The sequence below is a fragment of the Burkholderia latens genome, from assembly GCF_902499045.1.
GTDB lineage: Bacteria > Pseudomonadota > Gammaproteobacteria > Burkholderiales > Burkholderiaceae > Burkholderia > Burkholderia latens.
In genome coordinates this window covers 1-20,885 of sequence record NZ_CABVPL010000027.1, presented here as the reverse complement: position 1 = coordinate 20,885, position 20,885 = coordinate 1, and the positions used below count along the sequence as shown (strand labels likewise).

At 68.8% G+C, this 20,885-nt stretch carries 20 protein-coding genes; 4 read left to right on the top strand and 16 right to left on the bottom strand.

All coding sequences use genetic code 11. The annotated features are described in order from the left end of the window. The first annotated feature begins 31 nt into the window (after positions 1-31). Together BSE24067_RS18745 and ggt are read left to right on the top strand one after the other, a co-directional pair. The gene (locus BSE24067_RS18745) at positions 32-994 is read left to right on the top strand and encodes a LysR family transcriptional regulator (protein ID WP_151066927.1); all 963 of its coding nucleotides are present in this window, start codon (positions 32-34) and stop codon (positions 992-994) included. A 58-nt stretch (positions 995-1,052) separates the two neighbouring features. After that, the gene (gene ggt / locus BSE24067_RS18740) at positions 1,053-2,936 is read left to right on the top strand and encodes a gamma-glutamyltransferase (protein WP_151066925.1); all 1,884 of its coding nucleotides are present in this window, start codon (positions 1,053-1,055) and stop codon (positions 2,934-2,936) included. A gap of 52 nt (positions 2,937-2,988) precedes the next feature. On the opposite strand, the gene BSE24067_RS18735 is transcribed toward ggt, so the two are convergent. From BSE24067_RS18735 to BSE24067_RS18710, 6 genes are all read right to left on the bottom strand, one after another. Then, a complete protein-coding gene (locus tag BSE24067_RS18735; RefSeq protein ID WP_151066938.1) occupies positions 2,989-3,954 on the bottom strand; it encodes an ABC transporter permease subunit in 966 nt (321 codons plus the stop codon). Beyond that, on the bottom strand, positions 3,954-4,751 hold the full coding sequence (locus BSE24067_RS18730) for a taurine ABC transporter ATP-binding protein (RefSeq protein ID WP_151066923.1): 798 nt from the start codon (positions 4,749-4,751) through the stop codon (positions 3,954-3,956). The genes BSE24067_RS18735 and BSE24067_RS18730 overlap by 1 nt, the downstream gene beginning before the upstream one ends. 49 nt (positions 4,752-4,800) lie before the next feature. Then, positions 4,801-5,817: a taurine ABC transporter substrate-binding protein gene (gene tauA / locus BSE24067_RS18725; protein ID WP_151066921.1), complete on the bottom strand. Its 1,017-nt coding sequence runs from the start codon at positions 5,815-5,817 to the stop codon at positions 4,801-4,803. Between the two features lie 257 nt (positions 5,818-6,074). Further along, a complete protein-coding gene (lipA, locus tag BSE24067_RS18720; RefSeq protein WP_151066919.1) occupies positions 6,075-7,067 on the bottom strand; it encodes a lipoyl synthase in 993 nt (330 codons plus the stop codon). After that, positions 7,060-7,815 (bottom strand): lipoyl(octanoyl) transferase LipB, encoded by a 756-nt coding sequence (gene lipB / locus BSE24067_RS18715; RefSeq protein ID WP_151066917.1) that lies wholly within the window; start codon positions 7,813-7,815, stop codon positions 7,060-7,062. The genes lipA and lipB overlap by 8 nt, the downstream gene beginning before the upstream one ends. 83 nt (positions 7,816-7,898) lie before the next feature. Next, on the bottom strand, positions 7,899-8,225 hold the full coding sequence (locus tag BSE24067_RS18710) for a DUF2917 domain-containing protein (RefSeq protein ID WP_151066914.1): 327 nt from the start codon (positions 8,223-8,225) through the stop codon (positions 7,899-7,901). 102 nt (positions 8,226-8,327) lie between these two features. Between BSE24067_RS18710 and BSE24067_RS18705 the strand changes: the two genes are divergently transcribed. Further along, positions 8,328-9,317, top strand: coding sequence for a transcriptional regulator GcvA (locus BSE24067_RS18705; RefSeq protein ID WP_151066912.1), 990 nt, complete (start codon positions 8,328-8,330; stop codon positions 9,315-9,317). Positions 9,318-9,335: 18 nt separating this feature from the next. Here the strand turns inward: BSE24067_RS18705 and BSE24067_RS18700 are convergent, their stop codons facing one another. The 10 genes from BSE24067_RS18700 to BSE24067_RS18655 form a co-directional block, all read right to left on the bottom strand. After that, positions 9,336-9,644 (bottom strand): HP0495 family protein, encoded by a 309-nt coding sequence (locus BSE24067_RS18700; protein ID WP_151066910.1) that lies wholly within the window; start codon positions 9,642-9,644, stop codon positions 9,336-9,338. Beyond that, positions 9,644-10,570 (bottom strand): D-amino acid aminotransferase, encoded by a 927-nt coding sequence (locus tag BSE24067_RS18695; protein ID WP_151066908.1) that lies wholly within the window; start codon positions 10,568-10,570, stop codon positions 9,644-9,646. The genes BSE24067_RS18700 and BSE24067_RS18695 overlap by 1 nt, the downstream gene beginning before the upstream one ends. Before the next feature lie 48 nt (positions 10,571-10,618). Beyond that, entirely contained in the window at positions 10,619-11,935 is a 1,317-nt protein-coding gene (locus BSE24067_RS18690; RefSeq protein ID WP_151066905.1) for a D-alanyl-D-alanine carboxypeptidase family protein, read from the bottom strand. Between the two features lie 485 nt (positions 11,936-12,420). Continuing rightward, the gene (locus BSE24067_RS18685) at positions 12,421-13,065 is read right to left on the bottom strand and encodes an alpha/beta hydrolase (RefSeq protein WP_151066903.1); all 645 of its coding nucleotides are present in this window, start codon (positions 13,063-13,065) and stop codon (positions 12,421-12,423) included. Positions 13,066-13,078: 13 nt separating this feature from the next. After that, on the bottom strand, positions 13,079-13,396 hold the full coding sequence (locus BSE24067_RS18680; RefSeq protein WP_151066901.1) for a (2Fe-2S) ferredoxin domain-containing protein: 318 nt from the start codon (positions 13,394-13,396) through the stop codon (positions 13,079-13,081). Positions 13,397-13,544: 148 nt separating this feature from the next. Beyond that, positions 13,545-14,696, bottom strand: coding sequence for a VanZ family protein (locus BSE24067_RS18675; protein ID WP_151068793.1), 1,152 nt, complete (start codon positions 14,694-14,696; stop codon positions 13,545-13,547). A 19-nt stretch (positions 14,697-14,715) separates the two neighbouring features. Then, positions 14,716-15,339 (bottom strand): ABC-type transport auxiliary lipoprotein family protein, encoded by a 624-nt coding sequence (locus tag BSE24067_RS18670; RefSeq protein ID WP_151068652.1) that lies wholly within the window; start codon positions 15,337-15,339, stop codon positions 14,716-14,718. Between the two features lie 89 nt (positions 15,340-15,428). Further along, positions 15,429-16,364 (bottom strand): MlaD family protein, encoded by a 936-nt coding sequence (locus tag BSE24067_RS18665; RefSeq protein ID WP_151068653.1) that lies wholly within the window; start codon positions 16,362-16,364, stop codon positions 15,429-15,431. Positions 16,365-16,391: 27 nt separating this feature from the next. Then, the gene (locus BSE24067_RS18660; RefSeq protein ID WP_151068654.1) at positions 16,392-17,300 is read right to left on the bottom strand and encodes an ABC transporter ATP-binding protein; all 909 of its coding nucleotides are present in this window, start codon (positions 17,298-17,300) and stop codon (positions 16,392-16,394) included. Continuing rightward, a complete protein-coding gene (locus BSE24067_RS18655; RefSeq protein WP_151068655.1) occupies positions 17,297-18,421 on the bottom strand; it encodes an MlaE family ABC transporter permease in 1,125 nt (374 codons plus the stop codon). The genes BSE24067_RS18660 and BSE24067_RS18655 overlap by 4 nt, the downstream gene beginning before the upstream one ends. Positions 18,422-18,687: 266 nt before the next feature. Here BSE24067_RS18655 and BSE24067_RS18650 point away from each other — a divergent pair, with 266 nt between their 5' ends. After that, entirely contained in the window at positions 18,688-20,751 is a 2,064-nt protein-coding gene (locus BSE24067_RS18650; RefSeq protein WP_151068656.1) for a bifunctional 2',3'-cyclic-nucleotide 2'-phosphodiesterase/3'-nucleotidase, read from the top strand. Positions 20,752-20,885 lie beyond the last annotated feature (134 nt).

The following is a 20,885-nucleotide window of genomic DNA, read 5'->3' as shown; positions in this document are numbered from 1 at the left end:
GTTAAGCGGGACGGATCAGGAGACACCACGCATGGACCTGAACGCGCTGACGCTGCTCGTCGAGATCCTCGACGCCGGCAACCTGAGCAAGGCCGCGCAGCGGCTGAAGATGAGCCGCGCGAACGTCAGCTACCGACTGAACCAGCTCGAACGCTCGATCGGCCAGCAGCTCGTGCGCCGCACGACGCGCCGCATCGAGCCGACCGAGATCGGGCTGAAGCTGTACGAGCACGGCCGGCGCATCCGCAACGAGCTGCTCGCCGCGCAGGAGTCGGTGACGACGCTCGGCCAGGACCTGCAGGGCCGCGTGCGGCTGTCGGTGCCGAGCGGCTACGGGCAGATGGTGATGTCCGAGTGGCTGCTCGCGTTCAAGCGGCTGCATCCGGGCATCGTGCTCGACGTCGTGTTCGAGAATCGTGTGGAAGACCTGATGCGCGATGAAGTCGACATCGCGATCCGCGTGATGTCGGAGCCGCCGCAGAATCTCGTCGCACGCGACATGGGCGCGGTGCGCTACGTCGCGTGCGCGTCGCCCGCGTTCGCGGCCGAGCACGGGATGCCGGCGAGCCTCGGCGCGCTCGCGGCCGCGCCGGTCGTCACCGCGACGGTGCTCGGCCGGCAGCTGCGGATCGCCGCGTATCTCGCCGACGAGCGGCACGAGGTGCTGCTCGAACCCACGCTGATTTCGGAGAACTTCCTGTTCCTGCGCCAGGCGATCCTCGCCGGGATCGGCGTCGGCATCGTGCCCGACTACGTGATGCAGGACGACATGCGCCGCGGCGCCGTCGTCACGTCGCTCGACGCGTACCGGCTCAGCATCTTCGGCACGCACATGTACATGCTGTACATGCCGAACCGGCACCACACGCGCGCGACCGCGACGTTCATAGAGTTCATCCTCGAACAGGCCGGAAAGACCGGCCGGGGCGGCCCCGGCGGGATGCGTCAGGGTTTCCTGTCTGATGACAATCCGCCGGCCGCGCGGCGACAATAGCGCGCCGCGTGCGCACGGCGCCGCCGCCTCCTTCGAATTCACCGTTGCCGAGGGTTCAATGTTCGACCGGATTCGTCCGCATTCGCGTCCCTGGACGCCCGTCGCCGCGCTCGCGTTCGTCGCGCTCGCAACGTTCAGCGCCGGCTGCACGTCGCCGTCCGCGCCATCGAACGCCGTCGTCCCGGTCGCCGCCGCGTCGGGCGCCGCGGTGCCGCTGCCCGGCGTGCACGCGCCCGAGCTGTCGTCCGGCTGGACCGACAAGCCGGGCTGGACGTCGCAGCGCTTCATGATCGCGGCCGCGAACCCGCTTGCGGCGCAGGCGGGCTACGAGATGCTGAAGGCCGGCGGCACCGCGATCGACGCGGCGATCGCGACGCAGATGGTGCTCTCGCTCGTCGAGCCGCAGTCGTCGGGCATCGGCGGCGGCGCGTTCATGCTGTACTTCGACGGCAGCGCGACGCAGGCATACGACGGCCGCGAGACGGCGCCGGCGGCCGCGACCGACCGGCTGTTCTACGGCCCGACCGGCCAGCCGATGAGTTTCTACGAGGGCGTCGTGGGCGGTCGTTCGGTCGGCACGCCCGGCGTGCTGCGGATGCTCGACGCCGCGCACCGCGCGCACGGCAAGCTGCCGTGGCGGCGGCTGTTCCAGCCGGCGATCCGGCTCGCCGAGCACGGCTTCACGGTCAGCCCGCGTCTGGCGATGCTGATCGCGAACGACAAGTACCTGATGAACGACCCGGCCGCGCGCGCGTACTTCTACAACAAGGACGGCACGCCGAAGGCGGCCGGCACCGTGCTGAAGAACCCCGCGCTCGCGACGGTGCTGCGCCAGGTCGCCGACCGCGGCGCGAACACGTTCTACACCGGCGCGATCGCGCGCGACATCGTCGCGAAAGTGCGCAAGCACCCGACCAATCCGGGGCTGCTGTCGCTGCAGGATCTCGCGCGCTACAACGCGAAGGTGCGTGCGCCGCTGTGCACCGGCTACCGGCGCTCGGTGGTGTGCGGAATGCCGCCGCCGTCGTCGGGCGGCCTCGCGATCGCGCAGATGCTGGGCATTCTCGAGGCGATGCCCGACTGGCAGCAGATCGGCGCGCAGAAGCCGGTGCGCAACGACGTCGGCTACGAGCCGACGCCGTTCGCCGCGCACCTGTTCAGCGAAGCCGGACGCCTCGCGTATGCGGACCGCGCGCGCTACGTCGCCGATCCCGATTTCGTGCCGCTGCCGGGCGGCAGCTGGGCGAGCCTCACCGACAAGACCTATCTCGCGCAGCGCGCGCGGCTGATCGGCGACACGAGCATGGGCGTCGCACAGGCCGGCACGCCGCGGGGCGCGACGCTCGCGCTCGCCGACGATCGCAGCGCCGAATTGCCGTCGACGTCCGACATCGCGATCGTCGACCGCTACGGTCACGCGCTGTCGATGACGACCAGCGTCGAGGACGCATTCGGTTCGCGGCTGATGGTGCGCGGCTTCATGCTGAACAACCAGCTGACCGATTTCTCGTTCGTGTCGACCGAGAACGGGCGGCCGGTCGCGAATCGCGTACAGCCGGGCAAGCGGCCGCGCTCGGCGATGTCGCCGGCGCTCGTGTTCGACCAGAAGACGAAGCAGGTGACGATGATCGTCGGCTCGGCCGGCGGCCCCGCGATCATCAACCACGTCGCGAAGACGATGATCGGCGTGCTCGATTGGGGGATGACGATGCAGCAGGCGATCGCGCTGCCGAACTTCGGGTCGATGAACGGGCCGACGCAGCTCGAACGCGGCCGCGTGTCGGATGCGCTCGTCGACGGACTGAAGGGACGCGGGCACGACGTGAAGGTCGTCGAGATGAACTCGGGCGTGCAGGGGATCCAGCGGCTGAACGTGCAGGGGCAGACGGTGTGGTTCGGCGGGGCCGATCCGCGGCGGGAAGGGGTGGCGATGGGCGATTGAGCGCGGCGGGCCCGTGCAGCGCGTACGCGTGGCCCGTGGCGCCGGCGTCACGTCACCCGCGCCCCTTCCACGGCACCACCCGCCGCTCGACCCAGCGCATCGCGAGATCGAACAACCACGCGATCGCGCCGATGAGCAGGATGCCCATCACGACGATGTCGGTGCGCAGGAAGCTCGATGCGTTGAGCACCATCTGCCCGAGCCCGGCCGTCGCGGCGACCATCTCGGCCGCGACAAGCGTCGTCCAGCCGAACCCGATCGCGATCCGCAGCCCGGTGAGGATTTCCGGCAGCGCGGCCGGCAGCACGACGTGCCGCACGATCTGCGCGAAGCTGCCGCCGAGCGAGTACGCGGCGTTGATCTGCTCGACGGTTGCGGCGCGCACGCCGGCGCGCGCGGCCATCGCGATCGGCGCGAAGCACGCGAGGAAGATCACGACGAGCTTCGCCGTCTCGTCGATGCCGAACCAGATCACGACGAGCGGCAGGTACGCGAGCGGCGGCAGCGGCCGGTAGAACTCCAGCAGCGGGTCCAGCACGCCGCGCGCGATCCGGCTCACGCCCATCAGGATGCCGGCCGGCACGCCGATCGCCGTCGCGAGCAGGAATGCGCCGAACACGCGCGCGGCGCTCCACAACAAGTGTTCGGACAACGGCAGGCCGCCCTGGATACGGCCGTGCCACGCATCGACGAACGCGGTCCACACGGCTTCCGGCGCAGGCAGGAACAGCGGCGGCAGCCACTGCAGATGCGTCGCGACCCACCACAGCACGGCGAGCGCCGCGACCGTCGCGGCGCTCAGCGCGGCCGTCTTCCCCTGCCCCGGCAAGCGGTAGCGATGCGATATGCGGGCGGGACGCGCTGCATCGCGACGTCGTGCGGCGTAATCGTGCTGCCCGAACCGCGCGGCCGCGCGATCGGCCGCCAAGGAATCCTGCGTGCTCATGTCATCCTGCCTGTCCAAGGGACTGATCCGGCCGCGCCCGACGGACGCGCCGTGCCGCGCGAACTCGTGCATCACGCGGCCTCCGCGGCCGCCTCGTCGCGATGCAGATACGCGATCAGCCGCTCGCGCCACGCGATGAATTCCGGCGACGACTTCACCGCGCGCGCATCGCGCGATTCGACATAGCGCCGCGCGAACGGCAGCTCGAAGGTTTCTGCGATGCGGCCGGGGCCCGGCGTCATCACGACGAGGCGCGTCGCGAGGAACAGCGCCTCCTCGACGTCGTGCGTGATGAAGAACACCGTCTTGCCGGTGCGCGCCCACACGTCGAGCACGAGCGCCTGCATCGTGCCGCGCGTCATCGCGTCGAGCGCCCCCATCGGCTCGTCCATCAGCAGCACGCGAGGATCGCTCGCGAGCGCGCGCGCGATGCCGACGCGCTGCTGCATCCCGCCGGAGAGTTCATACACGCGCGCATGCGCATGACGCTCGAGACCGACGAGCGCCAGCATCTGCGCCGCGCGCGCTTCGCGTTCGGCCTTCGACACGCGCGCGAAGCGCAGCCCGAGCGCGACGTTGTCGAGCACGTCGAGCCACGGCAGCAGCGCGTATTTCTGGAACACGACGCCGCGATCGGCGCCGGGGCCCGTGACGGGCACGCCGTCGACGCATACGTCGCCCGTCGTCGGCGCGACGAAGCCGGCCATGCAGTTCAGCAACGTCGTCTTGCCGCAGCCGGATGCACCGAGCGCGACGACGAATTCGCCGGCATCGATGCGCAGGTCGACGCGCGCGAGCGCCTGCGTCGTCGGCCGGCCGCGCTCGCCCGGATACGCGACCGATACCTGACGGACTTCGAGCGTGCTCATGATCGAGGGGCTCCGCGATGAGTTGGCCGGGTTGCCTGACGTGCCGCGCTCAGCGCGCGGCCTTCTGAACGAACTGCGGATCGACGCCGACCGAATAGTCGGCGAGCACCGTCTGGATCGTGCCTTGCGTTTTCAGGAACGCGGCGGTGGCCGCGAGCGACTTCGCGGCGCCTGACTGCGCACCGCCGCCGAGCCACGTCGGCGACGCCTGCTCGGCCGGCGTCGGGAACGCGTACAGCGCGAGGCTGGCCGGCACGTCCTGCGCGTTCGCACCCGACACCTTCGCGACCGCCGCGACCTGTGGCGAGCCGACCTTCCATGCGGCGGGGTGAGCACGGTAATCGGCATCGGCGGACGCGAGCACCTTCACGAAGCGCGCGACGAACTCCGGGTTCTCGCGCGCGAACTTGCGGCTCACGACGAAGCCGTCGAAGGTCGCCTTGCCACTTTCCTTCGCGACCTGGCCGGACGTCGTCAGCACGGTGCCCGACTGCTTGACCTTCGCGAGCACCGGATCCCAGATGTAGGTCGCGTCGATGTCGCCGCGCGTCCACGCGGCCGCGACTTCGGGCGGACGCAGGTTGACGATCTTCACGTCGTTCGGATTCACGCCGGCGGCCTGCAGCGCGACGAGCGTATGGAAGTGCGACGTCGACACGAACGGCACGCCGATCTTCTTGCCTTTCAGCGCGGCGACGCTGGTCACGCCGGAGCCGTTGCGCGCGACGAGCGCCTCGGCGTCGTTGATGTTGTCGAGCACCCAGAACAGCGAGATGTCGAGCCCCTGCGACAGCCCGGCCGCGATCGGGCTCGACCCGGCTTCGCCGAGCTGCACGGACCCGGACGCGAGCGCGCGGATCACGTCCGCGCCGCTGTCGAGCTTGCGGAACGTGACCTTGTAGCCCGTCGCCTTTTCGACTTCACCGCTCGCCTGCGCGTAGCGCCACGGCACGACCATGTCCTGGTACGCGATCACGACCTCGCGCGATTCGGCGTGCGCCGCGCCGAGCGCGGCAAAGGCGGTCAGCGCGACGACCGCGCGGCGGATGAAGCTGAAACGGGACATGCGGCTCTCCTTCGGAATACGGGCATTGCTGCGGGAGAGCCGACTTTACGAGCTTTGCGCGCGGCGGGAGCGAACTTATCCTGCGAAGCTATCGATGCCGTTTCGGCTTTGCTTTCCACGTTCGATTGGATCGCGCGTCCGGTCAGGTGACGAATGTCGTGCGTGTGCGCACGCGGCGGCCGCGCGAACGAAAAAGCCCGCATCGCTGCGGGCTTTTTGGGACTGCCGGACTTCTGCGGATGGAGGCGAATCGGCGCTCAGACCACCCCTGCCCCATGCGCCTGCAGATCGGCGTGATAGCTCGAGCGCACCATCGCGCCGACGGCCGCGTGCGTGAAGCCCATCTTGTACGCCTCTTCCTCGTACATCTTGAACGTGTCCGGATGCACGTACGCACGCACCGGCAGGTGGTGCTCGGACGGCTGCAGGTACTGGCCGATCGTCAGCATGTCGACGTCGTGCGCGCGCAGGTCGCGCATCACCTGCAGGATTTCCTCTTCGGTCTCGCCGAGGCCGACCATCAGGCCCGACTTCGTCGCGACGTCCGGATGCAGCGCCTTGAAGTCCTTCAGCAGCTTCAGCGAATGCGCGTAGTCCGAACCGGGGCGCGCTTCCTTGTACAGGCGCGGCACCGTTTCGAGGTTGTGGTTCATCACGTCGGGCGGCGCCGCGTTCAGGATCGAGATCGCGCGGTCGAGACGGCCGCGGAAGTCCGGCGTCAGGATCTCGATGCGCGTGTCCGGAGACTGCTCGCGCACTTCGCGGATGCACTCGACGAAGTGGCCTGCGCCGCCGTCGCGCAGATCGTCGCGGTCGACGCTCGTGATCACCACGTACTTGAGCTTCAGTGCGGCGATCGTGCGCGCGAGGTTCTTCGGTTCATCCGCGTCGAGCGGATCGGGACGGCCGTGGCCGACGTCGCAGAACGGGCAGCGGCGCGTGCACTTGTCGCCCATGATCATGAACGTCGCGGTGCCCTTGCCGAAGCATTCGCCGATGTTCGGACAGCTCGCTTCCTCGCACACGGTATGCAGGTTGTGCTCGCGCAGGATCGTCTTGATCTCGTTGAAGCGCGAACTGCCGGTGGCCGCCTTCACGCGGATCCACTCCGGCTTCTTCAGCTTCTCGATCGGAATGACCTTGATCGGGATGCGCGCCGTCTTCGCCTGCGCCTTCTGCTTGGCGGTCGGATCGTAGGCAGCGGTCGCGGCCGAATCGGCCGGTGCGGGGGAAGCGGTAACGTCAGTCATTCGAATGTTCCAGTGCCTGCGGCTTGTCGGCGGCCGCGGATGCGCCATCGAGGTTGGCAATCAGACGCTCCACGAGCGTGCGGGCGACATCGTTCCAGTCGGCGGCAACCTCGAGGCTCGCCATGTCGACGGTTTCCAGTCCGGCATAGCCGCACGGGTTGATCGCGAGAAACGGCCGCAGATCCATCTTCACGTTCAGGCTCAGCCCGTGATAGCTGCAGCCGTTGCGGATCTTCAGGCCGAGGGCCGCGATCTTCGCGCCCTCGTGCGGGCCGGACGCCACGTAGATGCCGGGCGCGCCCGCCTTGCGGACCGAAGCGAGATTATACGCCGCGAGGGTTTCGATCACGGCCTCCTCGATCTTCGTCACGAGCGTGCGCACCATCAGCTTGCGCCGGCGCAAGTCGAGCAGCAGGTAGACGACGATCTGGCCGGGGCCGTGATAGGTGATTTGTCCGCCGCGGTCGACTTTCACGAGCGGCACGCCGCTGTCGGCCACCAAGAGGTGGGCCGGATCGCCGGCCTGGCCGAGCGTGTAGACGGGCGGATGCTCGACGACCCAGATTTCGTCGCCGGTGTCGGCCGTGCGCGTATCGGTGAACGCGCGCATCGCGTCGAAGCTCGTCTGGTAGGCCTCGCTGCCGCGCCAGCGCACGGTGACCGGCACGACTGGCTGAACCGGGGACCCGGCGGGCGAGGCGGAAACAGCGACAGGCGTGGACACGATGGCAACCGGCGAAACGGACATGGGCGGTAGTTTACCGAAAACCCATGGGTCTCGCCGGGCATCGAAAGGGACGGATGACGCGCATCCGTCGGACGAAAGCCGTGTCAGACGGTGCGCCAGCCGTCGTGGAACAGTGCATTCACGCGGTCGCGCAGCCGCGCGAGCCCGCTCAGCGCCACCTCCCTGGGCGGCCGCGACACCGAGAACGCGACGTGCGCCCCCTGGCCGCTTTCCGCACTGAGCCACAACCGCTCGCCGCGGCGCAGCTTCAGCGTCTCGCCGTCGACGAGGAAGTAGTCCTCGACGTCGTTGCTGCGCGTCGCCCAGACCGGCCCGCATTGCACGGTCAGGCGCGTGCTGCGCTGGACCTTCATCGGCACGGTCTCGCCCGGGGGAATTTCGAACGTGATGCTTGAAGAAATTTCTTGCATGATCGACTCCGCCAATAAGTGCTTCGATGGCTACAATCGTAGTCATCCCAAGGCGCCCGACCAAACGACCAATTTTCACGTCGATGTGAGGAAAATTAGCAAATGGACCTCCGCCAGCTGCCTGCGCTGAACGCGATCCGCGCGTTCGAAGCCGCCGCCCGCCACGAGAACTTCTCCCGCGCCGCCGACGAGCTGTACGTCACGCACGGCGCGGTCAGCCACCAGGTGCGCGCGCTCGAGGACGAGCTCGGCGTGCAGCTGTTCACCCGCAACGGCAAGCGGCTGTGCCTGACCGACGCCGGCATGCGCTACGCGCAGCAGGTCCGCACCGCGCTGATGACGATCGCCGATGCGACCCGCGACGTGCGCGCGAGCGACCGCGGACGGCGGCTGGTGGTGTCGATGCTGTCGTCGTTCGCCGCGCGCTTCATCACGCCGCGCATCGGCAGGTTCATCGAGCGGCATCCGGAAATCGACGTCGAGCTGCAGTCGACCAACTCGCTCACCGATTTCGCGCGCGACGACGTCGACCTCGCGATCCGCTTCGGCTCCGGCACCTATCCGGGGCTGCACGTCGAGCCGCTGTTCGAGGAGGTGTTCTTTCCGGCGTGCTCGCCGACGCTGAACGGCGGCAAGCTGCCGCGGACGCCCGCCGACCTCGTCCACTACAACCTGCTGCGTTCGGACGACGAGCTGTGGCGGCCGTGGTTCGACGCGGCCGGAGTCGATACGCTGACCGAGCCGAAGCGCGGGATTCTGTATCAGGATTCGTCGAATCTGCTGCTGGCCGCGATCGAAGGCCAGGGCATCGCGCTGGTGCGGCGCTCGCTGGCGGTGCACGACCTGCTGGACGGGCGCCTCGTGCGCCTGTTCGACATCGACGGGCGGAGCCCGTGGCACTACTTTTTCGTCTGTCCGCCGCCGCTGTTGAACACGCCGCGCGTGCAGGCGTTCAGGACGTGGATTTTCGAGGAAGTCGCGGAATTCAAGAGGCTGTGCGACGAACTGGACGCGCGCCGCGCGGCGGGGAAATGCCCCGCCGAGTGCGCGCTGGACGGAGGATGGAAAGGGATCAGCGGCCGTTTGCGCTGATCCCGGGCCGCGGGGCCCTTAGAGCACGACCTTGACCATCGGATGGCCGGTCAGTGCACGGTAGATGTCGTCGAGCTGTTCCTGGCTCGTCGCGCGCACGGTGATCGTGAGGCCGGTGTAGTTGCCGCCGCTCGATGCGCGCTCTTCGATCTTCTCGACGTCGATCTCGTTGTCGTGGACGGCCACGACCTTGAAGATCGTGTCCTTGAACTCCGGGTGCGCCTTGCCCATGATCTTGATCGGGAAATCGCACGGAAACTCCAGCAGCGACTCCTTCCGGGCATCGATCGCGCCGGTGACCTCGATGGTTTTGGTCGGTTCGCTCATCACTTTCTCCGGGTTAGGTCAAACTGTTCAAACTCGCGTGCCTTCGCACGCTGGTACGCGTCGTACAACGCCGCGAACACGGGGCCCGGCTTGCCGCCTTGCACAGGCAGATCGTCGAGCGACGTGACCGGAAGGATCTCCTTCGTGGCCGACGTGATCATGATCTCGTCCGCGGCGCGCAGCTCGACCTCGCTGATCTCGCGTGCGACGAACGGAATCCCGCATTCGTCGGCCAGCTGCTCGATCAGCGCGTAGCGGATCCCTTCGAGGATCCTGTTGCTGCGCGGCGGCGCGAACAGCTCGCCGTTCTTCACGACCCACACGTTCGACGACGACCCTTCGGTCACGTTGTCGTCGCGCAGCTGGATCGTCTCGAACGCATCGCGTTCGGCCGCATGCTGCGCCATCAGCACGTTGCCGAGCAGCGAAATCGACTTGATGTCGCAATGCAGCCAGCGGCGATCCTCGGCCGTCACGCAGCGCACGCCCTTCGCGCGCTCGTCCGCCGACGGCAGGCGCAGCGGGCTCGTCATCGCGAACACCGTCGGCACCGCGTTCGCCGGAAACGCGTGGCCGCGCTTCGCGACGCCGCGCGTCACCTGCAGGTAGACGAGCGCGTTGGCGTCGGCGAGACCTTCCGCGTTCGCGGCCACCACGCGCTCGATCAGCGCGCGCCAGCCGGCCGCATCGTGCGGATCGTCGATGCCGATCTTCTTCAGGCTGCGCGCGAGCCGGTCCAGATGCTGTTCGATCCGGAACGGCACGTGCGCGCCGTCGTGCGCGTAAACGGGGACAACTTCATACACGCCGTCGCCGAAGATGAACCCGCGGTCGAGCACCGGCACACGGGCTTGCGACAGCGGCACCAGTTCCTCCTGCGACGACACGCTGAGGTAGACGATCGGTTCGAATTCGGCTTGGCTCATGGCTATACCAGATGGGGATGAAGTCGTGAAAACAAAGGCTCGTCGCGCTTACTTCTTCTTGCTGAACATCAGCAGGATCGAGTCCCAGATACGTCCGAAGATACCCGCTTCCGGCACCGCCTGCAGCGCGACGACCGGGAACTCGGACAGCGTCTTGCCGTCGGCGACGATCTTCACGGTGCCGACCTGCTGGCCTTCCGCGAGCGGCGCGATCAGCGGCGCGTTGACGTCGACTTCCGTCTTGACCTTGTCGCCGAGGCCGCGCGGCACCGTCACCCACTGGTCGCCCTTCACGCCGACCTGCACGGTGTTCTCCTTGCCCTTGTAGACGCGCGGCGTCGACATCGCCTGGCCGCCCTTGAACAGGCGCACCGCGTCGAAGGCGCTGTAGCCGTAGTTCAGCATCTTCATGCTGTCCTGCGTGCGGTCGCTTTCCTTCGGCTCGCCCATCATCACCGACACGAGGCGGCGCTGGCCGTCGACGCCCGGAATCGCGCGCTTCGCCGACGCGATCAGGCAGAAGCCGGCCGCCTGCGTATGGCCCGTCTTCAGGCCGTCGACCGTCGGATCCAGCCACAGCAGCCGGTTGCGGTTGCCCTGGCGGATGTTGTTGTACTTGAATTCCTTCTCCGAGAAGATGCCGTAGTACTGCGGGAAATCGCGGATCAGGTGTGCGGACAGCTTCGCGAGGTCGCCGGCCGTCGTGTAGTGGTTCGGGTCGGGCATGCCGTTCACGTCGGCGAAGTGCGTGCCCTTCATGCCGAGGCGCTGCGCCTCGTCGTTCATCATCGTGACGAACTGCCCTTCGCTGCCGCCGACCAGTTCGGCCAGCGCGATCGCGGCGTCGTTGCCCGACTGGATGATCATCCCGTACACGAGGTCGTGCACCGACACCGGCTTGTTCGCCTCGATGAACATGCGCGACTCGTCACGGCCGACGCGGCGCACGGCCTCGCTCGGCGTGACGATCTGCTCCATCGAGATCTTCTTCTTGTCGAGCGCCTCGAACACCAGGTAGGCCGTCATCAGCTTCGTCAGCGACGCGGGCTCGACGCGTTCGTCCGCGTTGCCCGATGCGAGCACCGTGTTGCTCGTCGCATCGACGAGCACCCACGAGCGTGCGTTCACGCCCGGCGGCGGCACCGCACCCGGCATGAACGTCGCGGGCGCGCCGGTGAACTGCTCGGCGGCGGCGGCCGGCGCCGCATGCGCGGCCTTGGCCTTGGCGGCGGGCTTCGCCTCGGCGACGACGATCGTCGACGCGAGCGCGACGGGCAGCATCACGCCCAGCGCGACGTTGCGCGCGGCGGTGCCGAAGGCGATGGAAGAAGCGAGGGACTTGAGGCCTTGGGAAGACAGACGCATGATCGATTCAGGCTGATGGCAGAAAGTGCGGCGCGAAACGCGCAGGGGTTGAACGGCAAGGCGGCGGGCGTTTCGGCATGCGTCCGACTGCGTCGGACGGCGCGAAACGCGCCGGTTGGACTCGTGCGGACGCGTTCGGTTCGCGGCCGTCGCGAGCGGGCGCACAGGCGGCGAAACGAGCGCCGCATGGGCCCAGCCGGGCCGCGGGCGACGCGAAATGCGGCCATTATACGTGGCCGCGAACGGCGTTTTCGCGAACCGTGCGCGCGAAGGCCGCATGCAGCCTTCGAGAGGATAGCGCGGCTTCGTTGCGGTGAATCGCGGCCGAAGCCGCATGAAAGGCGCGCGCAGGCGCCGCGCAAGTCACGCTGCGCCGTGCGGCGCGATGCATCGAAGATCGTGTTCGACACGGTGCGGCGCGATGTCGCGCGAGCGCGCGGCATCGCAGGCGTGCGGCGGCGGCGCCGCACGACCGGTTTGGCGCATCAACGCCAAGCGTCGACGATGATGCGCTTCAGCACGTGCAGCTTGCGATGGAAGAAATGCTCGGCGCCGGGGATCACGACGACCGGCAGCTCCTGCGGCCGCGCCCAGTCGTACACCGATGCGATCGGCACCGTGTCGTCGGTTTCGCCGTGAATCACGAGCGTGTTCTCGGGCACGTCGGCCACCTGCCAGCGGCTCGCGGCGGTGCCGACGAACACCATCCGCTCGATCGTGCCGCCCGCGTCGCGCAGCCGCTTCGCGACATGCGACAGCACGAACGTGCCGAACGAGAAGCCCGCGAGCACGAGCGGCAGGTCCGCGTATGCAGGCTGCGCACGCATGTGCGCGAGCACCGCGAGCAGATCGTCGGCCTCGCCGATGCCGTTGTCGTGCACGCCTTCAGTCGCGCCGACGCCGCGGAAGTTCGACCGGTACACCACGTAGTTGAGCTGGACGAGCGTGCGCGCGAGCGTTTGTGCGACCTTGTTGTCCATCGTGCCGCCGAACAGCGGATGCGGATGCGCGACGAGCGCGATCCCGCGCGGCGCGGCGCTGCCTTCGCGCACGGCGTCGGGCACGTCGACCGCGATTTCGATCTGCCCGGCCGGGCCGGCGATCAGCGACTTCTGCGTATGAACGTTCATTCGGCCCGCCCGCTCAGATCTTCAGGCGGTCGACGACCTTGCCGTCGCGCAGGTGCGATTCGACGATCTCGTCGATGTCGGCCTGGTCGACGTACGTGTACCACGTGCCTTCCGGATACACGACCATCACCGGCCCTTCCTCGCAGCGGTCGAGACAGCCGGCCTTGTTGATGCGCACCTTGCCGGGGCCTGCGAGGCCAAGTTCCTTCACGCGCTTTTTGGCGTATTCCTGCATGGTCTGCGCATTGCATCGCGCGCAGCTCGGACGCTCGGCGCCCGGTTCGCGCTGGTTCAGGCAGAAGAAGACGTGGTGCTGGTAGTAGGAATCCATGATGGTGATGAGCGGCCCGGCGCGCGGCCGGGCGGAAAGAGGGGCGATTGCCGTCGCGCGCGGCAACGGATGTGCGGTCGATTATAACGACCGGCGCGCGCCGCTGCCCGCGAGCGCGCCGCCCGCCGGGGCGCGTGGCGGCCCGCCGTCAGCGCCGCAGCGCGCGCGGCAGCCACGCATGCTCGACGCGCTGGCCGAGCCAGATCAGCGCCGCGTAGGGCCAGATCCACGCGAGCCAGCGCGCGATGCTGTTGAAGTGCACGTAACGGCCCTGCCGCCAGCCGGACAGCGTGAAGTCGAAGAACGGATTGACCGGCAGCAGGTTGACGAGCGCGACGCCGGCCAGCAGCGCGACGGCCGCGAGCATCGCGCGCCACGGCGCCGGTACGCGCAACGCGACCAGCGCCGCCGCGAAGCCGAGTTCGATGCCGAGCCGCGCGCCCGGCGTCGCCCACACGACGACGAGACCGGTGCTCGACTGCATGAAGGTCGCGGCCGCCTTCAGCGCGAGCGTGGTCGCGACGAACGCGATCAGGAGCCGCACGCGCGGCGCGCTCACGCGCATCGCGAGCGACGCGATCGCGAGCGCGGCGAACAGCATCAGCCCGCCGAGCGCGGCCTCCCATGCGGAGTCGGACAGCCAGCCGTCGACGCGCTCCGGCCATTCGCTGACGCGCCACGCGGCCGGCAGCCATGCGAGCAGTGCGTCCTGCATCGAACCGTCGGCGCGCTCCCACAACGCGGCGGGCCAGTCGCCGATGCCAAACAGGAACGGGGAAGGAAACAGGATCGCGAACGGCCACAACGCGGCGAGCAGCAGCGGCGTCGCGCCGTCCGCTTCGAACCATGCGAAGCGCAGCCGCCGCAGCGCGCCGCGATCGAGCAGCGCGCCGGTGGCCGGCGCCGCGAGCGCAGCGCCGAGCAGCGCACCGAGCGCGTTCGCGCCGAGGTCGAGGTTCGACGCGACGCGTGTCGGCAGGTACGTCTGCAGCGCCTCCATCGATCCCGACAGCAACACGCCGAGGCCGCACACGGTCAGCGTCGCGGTGACGCCGCGCCGGCGCGGATGCAGCGCGAGCACGCCCAGCGCGCCGAACGGCATATAGCCGAGCACGTTGGTGACGACGTCGAACACGGTCACGTAGCGCTGCATCGGCGCGACCAGGTAGTCGAACGGCCCGATGCCGAGCGACATCCAACCCTGGAACGGATACAGCGACGCATAGACGATGAGCGCCGCGTACGCGGCGAACGCCTGCCGCGCGAGCGCCGACGCGCGCGGCGTGCCCGGCGCGCTCATCGCGGCTGCGCGCGGCGCGTCACGGATTGCCCGCGTACGCCTGCACGCCGACCCACGCGGCGATCTGCGACACGAGCTCGTCGCTCGCCGCCGCGAGCGCACGCGCGCCGCCGGCCGCGTCCGGCGTGCTCGACGGCGCGCGCGCGACGAACGTGCGCTGGCCGAGCACCTTGCCGTCCTGCATCAGCGTCGCGCGCGCGGTGACGGCGCCGTGGCTCTGCGACTGGCCGTCGAACACCTGTTCGAACTCGTTCAGGTCGACCTTCAGCGTCGGCGCGCGTACGCCGTCGGAGCCTTCGAGCACCGCGCCGCGCGACGACAGCGCGCCGCGCAGCCGCTGCGTGAGCAATTGCGCGGGCGGTGCGGTCCAGCGGCTGTCGCGATAGACGGCCATGCGCTGCGCATCCGCATACGCGAGGCGGTAGACGAACTTGTCGGTGTTGAGCGCGTCGGGCGCGCCGACGTCGAGCACCTTCAGCGCGGGGCCCGTGCCGGCCGTCACGACCGGCGCGGCCGGCCCGAGGTCGTAGCGGATGTTCGACAGCGCCGCGCTGTTGCCTGCGCAGCCGGCGGCGAACACGAGCGTGAGCATCGCGAGCGCGGCCGCGGCCGGCCGCAGCGCGCGATCAAGGATTCGTAGCATGGCATGTTCCTGCATGATGTTGGCGGTTTCGATGGCGTGACGGCCCGCGTTCGTTGCGGGCCGCACGGCCGATGGGCGGGCGATCCGCGTCATTTGCCGGCCGCCGCACCCGCGCCCGGCCAGACGAAGCCCGCTTCGCCGGGCCCCGGCGCGGCACCGGGCGAACCGAACAACAGACTGCTCGGGTTGCGGCCGAGTTCACCGGCGACGTCCTTCAATTGCCGCGACGCATCGCCGACGTCGCCCGCCAGCGAGTTGAAACGCGGCAGCGTGTCGTACTGAACCCGCGCGTTCAGGTCGTTCAGCGCGACGCCGATCTGCTCCGCGGCCGTGCCGGCCTTGTTCAGGTTCGCCACCAGCGGCCCGTTCGGCTGCAGCAACGTGTTCGCCGACGCCATCGTGCGATCGACCTGGTGCATCGTCTCCGGCAGCGCGGCGACCGCCGGCGCGAGCTGCTTCGACAGCGTCGCCGCGCCGTCGGCCGCATGCTGCAGGCTTTCGGCCGTCGCGCGCAGCTGCTCGCGCATGTCCGGCGACATCAGCGCGTTCGCGCTTTTCGCCGCCTGCTCGAGTTGCCGCAGCAGCACGTCGCCGCGCTCCTGGATCTGGTCGAACAGGCTCGGACGCATCGGAATCTGCGCGATCGCGCGCGGCGACGACGGCAGCGGCGCGAGATCGCGGCCGGTATCCTCCAGCTGCACGAACGCGATGCCCGTCACGCCCTGGAAGCCGAGGCTGCCGTACGTCGATTGCGTGATCGGCGCGTCGTGGTCGACCAGAATCCGGATCCGGATCTGGCCCGGATGCGTGCGGTCGAAGCCGATCGACTGCACCTTGCCGACGTCAAGGCCGCGAAAGCGCACGGCCGCATCGGGAAACAGGCCCGTCACGTTGGTGCGCGCGAGCAGGTCGTACGGCACGCGCACGGTGCGATCGACGTTGAACCAGAACACGGTGCCCGCGATCGCCAGCGTCAGCGCGATCGTGAACAGGCCGGCCCAGAACGCATGTGATTTGTTTTCCATTCGCGGGTTCCTTGCTTCTTGCGAGGCTTACAACTCGACGCTCGACAGCGCCGGTTCGAGGGCCGCCTTCGGCAGCTTCGCGCGCCGCTCCGGCGGCAGCGCCTGCAGCGCGCGGCGCCCGCGCAGCCCCAGGAAATATTCGTGGATGAACGGGTGGTCGACGTTCGCGGCTTCCTCGACGGGCGCGGCGACCAGCACCTTGCGGTCGGCCAGCACCGCGACGCGCGTGGACAGCGCGACCATCGTGTCGAGATCGTGCGTGACCATCACGACCGTCAGCCCGAGCGTGCGGTGCAGCGTCGCGATCAGCTCGACGAATTCGTCGGACGCCTGCGGATCGAGGCCGGCGGTGGGCTCGTCGAGGAACAGCAGCTCGGGCTCGAGCGCGATCGCGCGCGCGATCCCCACGCGCTTCACCATCCCGCCCGACAGCGCGGCCGGCATCTTCGATGCATGCTTGCACGGCAGCCCGACCATCTCGAGCTTCAGCATCACGATGTCGTGCAGCAGGTCGGCCGGCACGCGGCCGAGCTCGCGCAGCGGCTGCGCGACGTTGTCGAACACCGTCATCGACGAGAACAGCGCGCCCTGCTGGAACAGCATCCCCGAGCGCGTGCGCATCATCCGCGCGGTCGCGGCGTCGATCTTCGACGTATCTTCGCCGAACACCTTGATCGTGCCCGACGTCGGCCGCTCGAGGCCGAGGATCTGCCGCACGAGCGTCGTCTTGCCGGAGCCCGAGCCGCCGACGATCGACACGATCTCGCCGCGCCGCACGTCGAAGTCGAGCTTCTGGTGGACGATGTTGCGCCCGTAGCGCTTCGTCAGGTTGCGCACCTCGATCACGAGGTCGTCGCCGGGTGCGGCCGGCGGCGTGCCGACCGCGCCCGCGCCGGTCCCCGCGGCGTGCGCGGCGGTGTCGTTCGACGCGTTCATCCGAGCCCCACGTTCTGGAACAGGATCGCGAACACCGCGTCGGCGAGGATCACGACCGTGATCGACGTGACGACCGACGTCGTCGTGCCTTCGCCGAGGCTCTGCGAGTTCGCCTTGATCCGGAAGCCGAAATGGCAGGCGACCAGCGCGATCAGCATGCCGAACACGACCCCCTTGCCGATGCCGATGTACAGGTTCGCGATCGGCACGACGCCCGGCAGCGAGCGCACGAAATAGTTGACGTCGATCCCGAGCACCAGCTTCGCGGCGAGCGCGCCGCCCGTCAGCGCGATGATGTTGGTCCACATCACGAGCAGCGGCATCGCGACGCCGAGCGCGAGCACGCGCGGCAGGATCAGCCGCAGCCCGTGCGGGATGCCCATCACGCGCATCGCGTCGAGTTCCTCGGTCACGCGCATCACGCCGATCTGCGCGGTGATCGCCGAGCCCGAGCGGCCCGCGACGAGGATCGCCGACAGCACCGGCCCGAGCTCGCGGATCACCGACAGCCCGAGGATGTTCACGATGTAGCGGTTCGCACCGAACATCTGCAACTGCTGCGCGGACAGGTAGCTGAGCACGATGCCGATCAGGAACGCGACCAGCGCGGTGATCGGCAGCGCCTGCGTGCCGGCGCTGTAGATGTTCGCCGAGGTTTCCTTCCACGGCATCGTCTTCGGATGGCGCAGCACCGACAGCGCGTCGAGGATCACGCGGCCGAACATCGCGATGCCGCCCTGCAGGTGTTCGCCGAACGCGAAGATCCCCAGGCCGAGGCGCGTGACGGGATCGAACCTCACGACGCGCTCGGGCGCCTCGCGCTGGCTGTCGAGGCGTTCGATCCGCTCGAAGATCGTGCGCTGCGTCGCGCTCAGCGCGACGCCGGGCGGCAGCTTGCGGCCCCACACGCGCCACAGCGCCTGGCCGCCGACGTGGTCGAGCCGCTCGATGCCGGACAGATCCCATTCGCTCACGCGTCCGGACGCGATGGCCGCGATGCGGCGCGCGACCGCGCCACGGTTGCGTGCGAGCGCGAGCGCGGTCCACTGGCCGTACAGGCGCACCGTCTGGCCCTGGCCGCCGGCGTCGACCGACAGGCCGGGAGGGGTCTCGAAGTCCAAGGGCGGGTTGTTTGCAAAAGGATGACAGCGGCCATTGTAGCGAACCGCCCGGCGCCGCGACGTGAGGATTTCCGCCGGGCGCGGCCGCTGAGGCGCGTGCCGCCGGCCCGGGCCGCCCGGCCGATTGCCCGGCGCGCGAGCTTTCATTCTTCCGTCACGTTTCCTTTCGATACTCTCACGCGCCGCACATCAGGCCGTCGGCACTCGCGCCGCCATCTCGCCGCGCACCTCGCGACTCATAGAACAGAACCGGAACAGGACAATCGATGCGTCTCCCCCCGCTTTCCCGCCGCCGCGCGACCGGCGCCGCCGCGCTCGCCAGCCTCGCGTTCGTCGTCGCCGGCTGCGGCGGCGACGACGTCACCGCCCCGCCGCCGTCGCAGGCGCAAGCGCCGGCCGGCACGACCGCCACGCTCGCGCTGCTCGAAACGACCGACCTGCACACCAACGTGCTGTCGTACGACTATTTCAAGCTCGCCTCCGACAACTCGCTCGGCTTCGAGCGCGTGTCGACGCTGATCGCGCAGGCGCGCGCGCAGTACCCGAACACGCTGCTGCTCGACAACGGCGACACGATCCAGGGCACCGCGCTGTCGGACTACCAGGCGCTCGTGAAGCCCGTCGGCTGCGACCAGACGCTCGCGATCTACAAGGTGATGAACGCCGCGAAGTTCGACGGCGGCGGGATCGGCAACCACGAGTTCAACTACGGGCTGCCGTACCTGTCGCAAGTGACCGGCAATACGTTCGACGTCGACGGGCTGCCCGCACCGGCCCGGCAGAAGAAGTGCGCGGGCCCGAACTTCCCGCAGGTGCTCGCGAACGTGATCAGCGCGAAGACGAACGCGCCGCTGTTCACGCCGTATACGATCCTGACGCGCACGGTGACGGCCGTCACGCCCGACGGCAAGACGGTCAGCGCGCCGGTGAAGATCGGCATCATCGGCTTCACGCCGCCCGCGATCATGAACTGGGACAAGCGCTGGCTCGACGGCAAGGTCTATACGACCGGGCTCAAGGAAGCCGCCGAGAAGTACATTCCGGAAATGCGCACGAAAGGCGCCGATCTCGTCGTCGCGATCTCGCACGGCGGGCTCGACAATTCCGCGTATTCGCCGACGATGGAAAACGGCAGCTGGTGGCTGTCGAAAGTGCCCGGCATCGACGCGATGCTGATCGGCCACTCGCATCAGGTGTTCCCGGACGCGAACAGCACCGTGCCGCAGTTCAACCTGCCTGGCGTCGACAAGGTCAAGGGCACCGTCAACGGCGTGCCGACCGTGATGGCCAACTACTGGGGCAAGCATCTCGGCGTGATCAAGCTCGGCCTGAAGTTCGACGGCAAAACGTGGGCCGTCGACAAGTCGCAGACGACCGTCGAGGCGCGCCCGATCCAGAACGCGGACAAGAGCTACGTCGCCGCCGATCCGTCGGTGTCCGCCGCGATCGCCGCCGAGCATCAGGCGACGATCGACTACGTGAAGACGCCGATCGGCTCGACCGACTACCGGATGAACTCGTACTTCGCGGACGTCGGCGATCCGGGCGCGATCCAGATCGTCAACGAGGCGCAGGCCGACTACGTGAAGACGTACGTGCAGGCGAACCTGCCGCAATACGCGTCGCTGCCGGTGCTGTCGGTGAGCGCGCCGTTCAAGAGCGGCTTCGGCGGCGGCAGCGACTACACCGACGTCGCGCCGGGCGCGCTCGCGATCAACAACGCGGCCGACCTGTACCTGTATCCGAACACCGTGTACGCGGTGAAGGTGAGCGGCAGCGACTTGAAGAACTGGCTGGAGACGGCCGCGAAACGCTTCAACACGATCGACCCGACCCAGGCGAGCGTGCAGCCGCTCGTCAGCAGTTTCCCCGGCTACAACTTCGACATGTTTACGTCCGCCGATCTCGCGTACGAGATCGACGTCACGCAGCCCGTCGGCAGCCGGATCAGGAACCTCACGTACAAGGGCGCGCCGATCGATCCGAACGCGCAGTTCATCGTCGCGACCAACAACTACCGCGCGAGCGGCGGCGGCAATTTTCCGGGCCTCGACGGCAGCAAGACGATCTTCGCGTCGCCCGACGCGAACCGCGACGTGCTGATCGCGTTCATCAAGAAGCGCGGCGCGATCACGCGCGCGGCCGACGGTGCGCAGCGCAGCTGGCGCTTCACGAAGCTCGCGAGCTCGGTCGCGCACGTGCGGTTCACGTCCGCACCGAACCGGCTCGGCGACGCGACGGCCGCGGGCCTGACCGGCATCACGCAGGTCGCGGCCGACGACGGATCGGGCAAGAACCTCGCGATCTACGAGATCGACCTCACGCAATGACCATGCGTCCCGCGATGCAACCGATCCGGCCGATCCGGCCGGCCGACGCCGGCTTCGCCGCTGCCGTGCGGCGCCTGCTGCGCGCGAAGCTTTCGCCGGCCGCGCTGCTCGCGGCGGCGGCCGTGACCGTCGCG

Coding starts and splice junctions, on each gene's coding strand:
- BSE24067_RS18695 (WP_151066908.1), bottom strand. CDS start 10,570: ATGAGCCAAGCCGAATTCGAACCGATCGTCTACCTCAGCGTGTCGTCG.
- lipB (WP_151066917.1), bottom strand. CDS start 7,815: ATGTCCGTTTCGCCGGTTGCCATCGTGTCCACGCCTGTCGCTGTTTCC.
- ggt (WP_151066925.1), top strand. CDS start 1,053: ATGTTCGACCGGATTCGTCCGCATTCGCGTCCCTGGACGCCCGTCGCC.
- BSE24067_RS18690 (WP_151066905.1), bottom strand. CDS start 11,935: ATGCGTCTGTCTTCCCAAGGCCTCAAGTCCCTCGCTTCTTCCATCGCC.
- tauA (WP_151066921.1), bottom strand. CDS start 5,817: ATGTCCCGTTTCAGCTTCATCCGCCGCGCGGTCGTCGCGCTGACCGCC.
- BSE24067_RS18675 (WP_151068793.1), bottom strand. CDS start 14,696: ATGAGCGCGCCGGGCACGCCGCGCGCGTCGGCGCTCGCGCGGCAGGCG.
- BSE24067_RS18660 (WP_151068654.1), bottom strand. CDS start 17,300: ATGAACGCGTCGAACGACACCGCCGCGCACGCCGCGGGGACCGGCGCG.
- BSE24067_RS18710 (WP_151066914.1), bottom strand. CDS start 8,225: ATGCAAGAAATTTCTTCAAGCATCACGTTCGAAATTCCCCCGGGCGAG.
- BSE24067_RS18705 (WP_151066912.1), top strand. CDS start 8,328: ATGGACCTCCGCCAGCTGCCTGCGCTGAACGCGATCCGCGCGTTCGAA.
- BSE24067_RS18680 (WP_151066901.1), bottom strand. CDS start 13,396: ATGGATTCCTACTACCAGCACCACGTCTTCTTCTGCCTGAACCAGCGC.
- BSE24067_RS18670 (WP_151068652.1), bottom strand. CDS start 15,339: ATGCTACGAATCCTTGATCGCGCGCTGCGGCCGGCCGCGGCCGCGCTC.
- BSE24067_RS18745 (WP_151066927.1), top strand. CDS start 32: ATGGACCTGAACGCGCTGACGCTGCTCGTCGAGATCCTCGACGCCGGC.
- BSE24067_RS18650 (WP_151068656.1), top strand. CDS start 18,688: ATGCGTCTCCCCCCGCTTTCCCGCCGCCGCGCGACCGGCGCCGCCGCG.
- BSE24067_RS18665 (WP_151068653.1), bottom strand. CDS start 16,364: ATGGAAAACAAATCACATGCGTTCTGGGCCGGCCTGTTCACGATCGCG.
- lipA (WP_151066919.1), bottom strand. CDS start 7,067: ATGACTGACGTTACCGCTTCCCCCGCACCGGCCGATTCGGCCGCGACC.
- BSE24067_RS18735 (WP_151066938.1), bottom strand. CDS start 3,954: ATGCACGAGTTCGCGCGGCACGGCGCGTCCGTCGGGCGCGGCCGGATC.
- BSE24067_RS18730 (WP_151066923.1), bottom strand. CDS start 4,751: ATGAGCACGCTCGAAGTCCGTCAGGTATCGGTCGCGTATCCGGGCGAG.
- BSE24067_RS18685 (WP_151066903.1), bottom strand. CDS start 13,065: ATGAACGTTCATACGCAGAAGTCGCTGATCGCCGGCCCGGCCGGGCAG.
- BSE24067_RS18700 (WP_151066910.1), bottom strand. CDS start 9,644: ATGAGCGAACCGACCAAAACCATCGAGGTCACCGGCGCGATCGATGCC.